The organism is Nostoc sp. (assembly GCF_036917135.1).
GTDB lineage: Bacteria > Cyanobacteriota > Cyanobacteriia > Cyanobacteriales > Nostocaceae > Nostoc.
In genome coordinates this window covers 98,650-105,622 of record NZ_JBALEA010000087.1, presented here as the reverse complement: position 1 = coordinate 105,622, position 6,973 = coordinate 98,650, and the positions used below count along the sequence as shown (strand labels likewise).

General features: G+C 43.9%; 9 protein-coding genes. 6 read left to right on the top strand and 3 right to left on the bottom strand.

Features of this window, described 5'->3' with window-relative positions; genetic code table 11:
• The first annotated feature begins 54 nt into the window (after positions 1-54).
• Positions 55-327: an FG-GAP-like repeat-containing protein gene (locus V7K50_RS30850; protein WP_442944673.1), complete on the top strand. Its 273-nt coding sequence runs from the start codon at positions 55-57 to the stop codon at positions 325-327.
• Between the two features lie 44 nt (positions 328-371).
• Here V7K50_RS30850 and V7K50_RS27415 read toward each other — a convergent pair whose 3' ends face one another.
• Positions 372-608 (bottom strand): putative toxin-antitoxin system toxin component, PIN family, encoded by a 237-nt coding sequence (locus tag V7K50_RS27415; protein WP_334965669.1) that lies wholly within the window; start codon positions 606-608, stop codon positions 372-374.
• Between the two features lie 143 nt (positions 609-751).
• On the opposite strand from V7K50_RS27415, the gene V7K50_RS27410 reads away from it, so the two are divergent.
• Together V7K50_RS27410 and V7K50_RS27405 are read left to right on the top strand one after the other, a co-directional pair.
• Positions 752-1,003: a hypothetical protein gene (locus tag V7K50_RS27410; protein WP_334965667.1), complete on the top strand. Its 252-nt coding sequence runs from the start codon at positions 752-754 to the stop codon at positions 1,001-1,003.
• A 129-nt stretch (positions 1,004-1,132) separates the two neighbouring features.
• Positions 1,133-1,255 carry a hypothetical protein gene (locus tag V7K50_RS27405; RefSeq protein ID WP_334965665.1) on the top strand — a complete coding sequence of 41 codons (123 nt, stop codon included), beginning with the start codon at positions 1,133-1,135 and terminating at the stop codon, positions 1,253-1,255.
• 157 nt (positions 1,256-1,412) lie between these two features.
• Here V7K50_RS27405 and dnaA read toward each other — a convergent pair whose 3' ends face one another.
• On the bottom strand, positions 1,413-2,795 hold the full coding sequence (dnaA, locus tag V7K50_RS27400; protein ID WP_334965663.1) for a chromosomal replication initiator protein DnaA: 1,383 nt from the start codon (positions 2,793-2,795) through the stop codon (positions 1,413-1,415).
• Positions 2,796-3,101: 306 nt separating this feature from the next.
• Between dnaA and V7K50_RS27395 the strand changes: the two genes are divergently transcribed.
• Together V7K50_RS27395 and def are read left to right on the top strand one after the other, a co-directional pair.
• A complete protein-coding gene (locus V7K50_RS27395) occupies positions 3,102-4,361 on the top strand; it encodes an HhoA/HhoB/HtrA family serine endopeptidase (RefSeq protein ID WP_334965661.1) in 1,260 nt (419 codons plus the stop codon).
• 168 nt (positions 4,362-4,529) lie between these two features.
• Positions 4,530-5,060: a peptide deformylase gene (gene def / locus V7K50_RS27390; protein ID WP_334965659.1), complete on the top strand. Its 531-nt coding sequence runs from the start codon at positions 4,530-4,532 to the stop codon at positions 5,058-5,060.
• A gap of 363 nt (positions 5,061-5,423) precedes the next feature.
• Here def and petL read toward each other — a convergent pair whose 3' ends face one another.
• Entirely contained in the window at positions 5,424-5,519 is a 96-nt protein-coding gene (gene petL, locus V7K50_RS27385; RefSeq protein WP_094332720.1) for a cytochrome b6-f complex subunit PetL, read from the bottom strand.
• A gap of 210 nt (positions 5,520-5,729) precedes the next feature.
• Between petL and aroB the strand changes: the two genes are divergently transcribed.
• Positions 5,730-6,863, top strand: coding sequence for a 3-dehydroquinate synthase (aroB, locus tag V7K50_RS27380; RefSeq protein ID WP_334965657.1), 1,134 nt, complete (start codon positions 5,730-5,732; stop codon positions 6,861-6,863).
• The last annotated feature ends 110 nt before the right edge of the window (positions 6,864-6,973 follow it).

Genomic DNA, 6,973 nt, shown 5'->3' with positions numbered 1-6,973 from the left:
GTAACCGACGTCTTCGCGACAGTCCCCAGATCAGACGGCAGTGGCAGCCAGTGGGTGGTCTCGGACGGCGGCACGTCCAACTTCCGCAACCTCGCTTTTGGATCGCCACTCGCTGGTCTCAGGTTTGGCGACTTCAACGGTGACGGTGTAACCGACGTCTTCGCGACAGTCCCCAGATCAGACGGCAGTGGCAGCCAGTGGGTGGTCTCGGACGGCGGCACGTCCAACTTCCGCAACCTCGCCTTTGGACCGGCACTGGACGGTCTCAGGTTTGGCGACTTCAACGGTGACGGTGTAACCGACGTCTTCGCAGTCTCCTGCAGCTGAAGGCTTTGTGCAGCAAAGAGCCAATGGGGTAAGAGCCGACTTGATTAGCAAGAAAGCTTCGCAGCGGCCATTTGCGAGCTACCAGCAGGCCTGACTCGACACAGAAGAGTGAATGGAAGCGGAATATGGCGACTTAACACCTCTTTATATTCCGCGACAATTTCTTCAGAAACAATCCATTCCCAGTTGGGATTATCAAAAATAAACTGAATAATTGCTCTTGGTACTCCACCCTTAAGGACACCAGAAACTAAAACATTCGTGTCAACAACAACTTTCATTCTCCGCGTCGGTAAGCTTCAACCTCTGCTGCTATTTCTCTACTATTACTGACATGCTTGCTGACCTATTTTGAGTCAGTCTGAAAAGAGTTATGTGCTATATCCAAGACTAAAATTTGCAGCAGTTGATCAGGGTTAGGTTGATGAGTCCGTCAATTGAAAAAATTTTAAGCGAGATTGAGCAATTAACTCCAGAAGAGCAATTGACGGTGATGGGGCATTTGGTGGAGCGGATGAAAAAACATATCACTCAAGCCCAACCAAAACGCAAGTGGAGGGATTTGAAGGGTATGTCATCTTATCCGCTATTGGGTGAGGATGCTCAGGAATGGGTTTCGCGCACTCGACGGGAAGGAGATGAGCATCGAGAAGGGTTGTTGCGAGGAGAGGAATGAGGATTAGTGATGCGTTATATTATGTCCGCTTGATTACTTATTAAACCCGGAGAACCCCAAAAAGCCAAAGCTGTGCTTTGTCTCCCCTCCCGAAGAGCGGGGAGGGGTTGGGGGTGGGGTTCTTTTATTATGGGTAATTTGGCGGATATGATATTAGATGGAGTTTCTCGCTTATTTCTCGATAACTACTTTACATCTGTGGAAAACTTGTGGAAAAACTCACCTACTTCTCCACAAGGTAATTATACTTAATTAAGTTTTACCAGCAAAATATCAAGTTTTCCCCAGTTTTTTCCCAAATCTAAGTTAAATTTAATCAATTTTTATACGTTACTTAATATTATTGACTAAATATTCAGCCGTAAATGCTAATTATCAAACTACTGGTTGTGGAAAACTTAACCTATCTTCAGGATGGTTTTTGGGAACGGCTAGTCATATTGATGCGATCGCTCAGTTGGCGGATAGTTTGTGATAAAGTGCGATCGCTCTGGTGAAGTTGAGTAATTTTATCGCAACTGTAAATCACCGTTGTATGGTCTTTACCACCAAACTCCTCCCCAATTCTTGGCAAACTTAGAGCCGTGTGTTGACGCATAAGATACATCCCAATTTGACGCGCCCAGCTAATCTCTCTGCGGCGTGAGTTACTTTTAAGGTCGTCTATGGAAATATCAAAATTATCCGCCACCACCTTTAAAATTGCTTCGGGGGTAGCTGCCATTTTTTCGTTCGGCGGTTCTAAAACTGGTGTGATATTTTCTACCGTCATCGGTAAGCCCCAAATAGAAATATAAGCCACCGCCCGAATTAAAGCTCCTTCTAATTCTCGAATATTAGAAGTATAGTTAGAAGCAATATACTCAATCACATCGCGGGGAAGACTAATATTTTCATCCTCAGCCTTTTTTTGCAAAATTGCCATTCGCGTTTCTAAATCTGGCTTTTGGATATCTGCAATTAACCCCATAGAAAACCGAGAACAAAGACGTTCTTGCAAACTAGAAATCTGATTAGGAGGACGATCAGAAGCAATGACAACTTGTTTACCAGCTTCGTGTAAAGTATTAAAAGTATAAAAAAATTCTTCTTGGGTGTATTCCTTCCCTTCCAGAAACTGAATATCATCAACTAATAAAAGATCGGCGGCTCGGTAATGCTCTCGGAAACTCTGCATACTATCCTTACGAATCGCTGTAATTAAATCATTAGTAAACTTCTCAGTAGAAACATAAAATATTTTACAATCAGGAGAAATTTCCCAGCGATAATGACCAATAGCTTGCATCAGATGAGTTTTACCCAAACCTACGCCACCGCATAAAAACAAAGGATTAAACTCTTTACCTGGAGATTCTGCAACCGCCAAAGAAGCAGCGTGAGCCATCCGATTGTTGGCACCAACTACAAATCGTGAAAAGACATATTTAGAATTTAATTCAGTATTTTTATGATTGTGATGCAGAACAGCTTCAGAAATACTACTGGAGTTTGGTGATTGCCAAGAAACCTCTCGTTCACTAAAATGAGAAACTTCATCACCTTGAGCAACAGTAATGTAAATTCCCACAGGATGACCGAGAATATCTTCTACTACATGAGCAATGGTATTGATGTAATACTTCTGTAACCAATTACGAGCAAACGGGTTAGGAGTGCGGATTACCAAGCAATTATTTTCTAATCGCTCTGCACTAGCAGTTTTAATCCAAGTTTCAAAGGTGGGGCGAGATAGTTCAAGCTTTAAGCGCTCTAGTACCTGACTCCACAGACTTTCTATGGGAATTTCCACTATCCACCACCTTTGCTGCTAATTGTCACAATAAAAGAGAAAGCATAAATTTAGCGCCGTGTGCAACTTTCTCGCAGACCTAACCCCCAACCCCTTCCCTACAAGGGAAGGGGAGCAAGAATCAAAGCCTCTCTCCCTGTGGGGGAGAGGAATGGAAGTGGGGTTTTAAGGATAAGTTGCACATCGCGTAATTTAGCATTGAGACACGCTAGACCTAAAATAAACTTTTAAGTTGTAATCATTTTGGGACATACCCAGTTGGCAAGATCCTAACACCCACTGACTGACACGGAGAAGCAACGACACATGAAGACAAGAAACCATCACTCAGCCCCCAAAAAGATTAATACCAGGCGTTTGCCCCACAGATGGGGAGCAGATAAGATTCTGGGGATGCTCTCAGGGGTAGCAGTGGTGTTCCTGGCGAGCTGCTCTCTTCTACCAGCGAAAACCTTTGAGACTCAACAAAGCGAGCCTCAAACCCAAAAGATAATAGAACCCAATTCGGTAATTGTCCCTCCGCCAATGATCTCTTCCTCTGGAGACCCTAATTTTATTGTGAAAGTAGTGCAACAGGTGGGGCCTGCGGTAGTTCGCATTGATTCTTCCCGAACAATCACTTCTCGCGTACCAGATCAATTTAACAACGATCCATTTTTCCGGCGGTTTTTTGGAGACGCAGCGCCACAGCCTAGACAACGGGTAGAGCGGGGTAGTGGCTCTGGATTTATCATTAATTCTTCAGGTCAAATTGTGACCAATTCCCATGTGGTAGATGGTGCTGATAGAGTGACTGTCACACTTAAAGATGGCCGGACTTTTGATGGTAAAGTTTTGGGTGAAGACCCTGTAACAGATGTGGCTACAATCAAAATTGATGCTAATAATCTGCCAACTCTATCTGTGGGTAACTCCGATGCTTTGCAACCAGGAGAGACTGTAATTGCCATTGGTAATCCATTAGGCTTGAATAATACCGTCACTGCTGGAATTGTTAGTGCTACAGGTCGTTCTAGTAGCGACATCGGTGCTAGTGACAAGCGGGTTGATTACATCCAAACGGATGCAGCGATTAATCCTGGTAATTCCGGTGGGCCATTGCTAAATACTCGTGGCCAAGTAATTGCCATGAACACAGCGATTATCCGAGGCGCTCAAGGTTTGGGATTTGCTATACCCATTAACACCGTGCAAAAAATTGCCCAAGAATTAATTGCTACAGGTAAGGTGGATCATCCTTATTTGGGTGTTCAGATGGTGACATTGACACCAGAAAATAAAGAAAGAATCAAAAAGGTAGCTGGCGATCGCTTAAATCTGACAGCAGATGACGGCGTTTTGCTAGTTGAGATTGTGCCGCGATCGCCCGCATCTGAGGCTGGACTACGAGTTGGTGATGTGATTAAAAGCATTAATAGCCAACCTGTTACTAAAATCGAACAAGTACAAAAGCTAGTAGAAAATAGCAAAATCGGTACTAAGTTACCAATAGAAGTAGAACGTAATGGGCAAATTGTCCAACTAGGAGTAAAACCTGCTACTTTGCCCGTAAGACGTGAAGGGTGAAGTTAGGAGTTAGGAGTTAGGAGTTATAAAATTTTTCCAATGCCCAATACTTCGGCTTACCTCGGCTTCGGCTCCATCAAGCGAAGTCGAGATGCTCGGCACAAGTCGCGGTAGTTGAGCGTAGTCGAAACTCAGTACAAGTGCCCAATGCCCAAAAGGAGTTTTATCATGACCGAATTAACGCCAATCATTCAATTAGGCAATCCAACATTGCGCCAAAAAGCTGCTTGGGTTGAGAATATTCAAGATGAGCATATCCAAAAATTAATTCAAGACTTAATCGCCACTGTTGTCAAGGCTAACGGTGTGGGAATTGCTGCGCCTCAAGTAGCACAATCCTATCGTTTATTTATCGTGGCTTCCCATCCTAATGCCAGGTATCCCAACGCCCCGGAAATGGAACCTACTGCGATGATTAATCCCAAAATAATTGCTCATTCAACCGAAGTTGTTAAAGATTGGGAAGGTTGTTTAAGTGTTCCAGGAATTAGGGGTTTAGTTCCTCGTTATCAAGCTATTGAAGTTGAATACACTGACTTTCAAGGCAACTTACAAAAGCAAGAATTAACCGATTTTATTGCTCGGATTTTTCAACACGAATACGATCATCTCGACGGTATCGTATTTGTAGATCGTCTAGAAAGCACTCTCGATATGATTACTGAGCAGGAATATCAACAACAAGTTGTTAAAAGTTAATAAATTTGCTCACTGCTCCCTTGCCTCTTTTTCAACGACATTGACGCAATGCCCACAGGTAGCTTGACATCTGGGCTGAGGCTTTAACTTGAAACCAATGGCAAGATGCCCGTCAACAAAAGGGTGTGGGGTGTAGGGTGTAGGGTGTGGGGTGTAAGAAAAATTAGTGGGGGCTTGTACCCACCACTAATTTAAGACCACCAAATCTCCGATTTGGTGGGGGCTTGTACCCTATTGGTTCTGGGGCGGGGTGTACACAAATACCAAGTTTTCTCTTCTTGACACGCAACCCCACACCCCACACCCTAGTTTTGGTTATTAGTAAATTGAGGGCAGGCATCTCACCTACCCTACAAGAGTCTTTTAAATTATTTTGGCAGTCCGCAGACCAAACAGCAGACCGACAGACAAACCAAAGAACAAAGCTAAAAAGCCGATGTAAGCTGCAATTGCAAACATTTATTTTTCTCCACAATACTTCCTAAATCTATTGAATCATTAGTTGTTGGGCATTGGGTATGGGTTATTATCCTTATCCCCCAATCCCTAGTCGCCAATACTTCGGCTTCGCGGTAGTTGAGCGTAGTCGAAACTCAGTACAAGTCCCCAATCCTCACTGCCCAGATTGCGATACAATACAGCCCACGGGCGCTTGTTTGGGGTTGGGCAATGACTTCTGTAATTAATGTAAATTTACCAGGGCAGTCTTATGAGATTGCGATACCTTCTCTACCAGACGCTACAGCAACGGTGAGCGACGCTAACGCACCTTCGGGTTTAGATCAGCTGGGTCAAAAGATGGCCAGTCTCAAGCTAGGCAAAAAGGTATTGCTAGTTTCTAATCCGACGATTTTTAAGCATTTTGGCGAAAGAGTAATTACATCTCTGATATCTGCTGGATTTGAAGTTGCTAGTTGTACCCTACCACCTGGGGAACGCTACAAAACTCTCAATTCCATTCAAAAACTCTACGATATCGCCTTAGAAAACCGCCTAGAACGTTCTTCTACGATGGTGGCTTTGGGCGGAGGTGTGATTGGCGATATGACTGGCTTTGCCGCCGCAACTTGGCTGCGCGGTATTAATGTTGTTCAAGTGCCTACCTCTCTCTTGGCGATGGTAGATTCGGCAATTGGTGGCAAAACTGGCGTAAATCATCCCCACGGCAAAAACTTGATTGGGGCATTCCATCAACCGCGTTTGGTTTGGATTGACCCAGATGTGTTAAAAACCCTACCGATGCGTGAGTTTCGGGCAGGAATCGCAGAAGTTATTAAGTACGGTGTGATTTGGGATGCCGAATTGTTTGCCCAGTTAGAAGCAAGTAAACGTCTCGACCAACTCCGCTATGTAAAACCTGAACTGATAAATTACATAATAATACGCTCTTGTCAAGCTAAAGCTGACGTTGTTAGCAAAGATGAAAAAGAAGGCGGATTACGGGCAATTCTCAACTATGGACATACCATCGGGCATGCAGTAGAAAGTTTGACTGGTTATCGTTTAGTAAATCACGGTGAAGCGGTAGCCATTGGCATGGTAGCAGCCGGTCAAATTGCTGTAGATTTGGGACTGTGGCAAAAGGAAGATACAGAACGTCAAAATGCTTTAATTCAAAAAACGGGTTTACCGACTCAGTTACCAGATGGGGTAGATATTGAAGCAATTATTGAGGCGTTGCAGTTAGATAAAAAAGTCAAAGCAGGGAAAGTGCGGTTTGTTTTACCAAGGTCGATTGGTGTAGTAACAGTTACCGATGAAGTGCCATCGGATATTATTCGGCAAGTGTTACGAGGAATGTGAACAATTTGAAGAACAATTCAGGAGTCAGAATGGGCTAAACGCCCCGCTACCGCTAACAGGAGTCAGAATAAAAATTAGTTGCTCTGTTCTTCAATTACGAATTACGAATT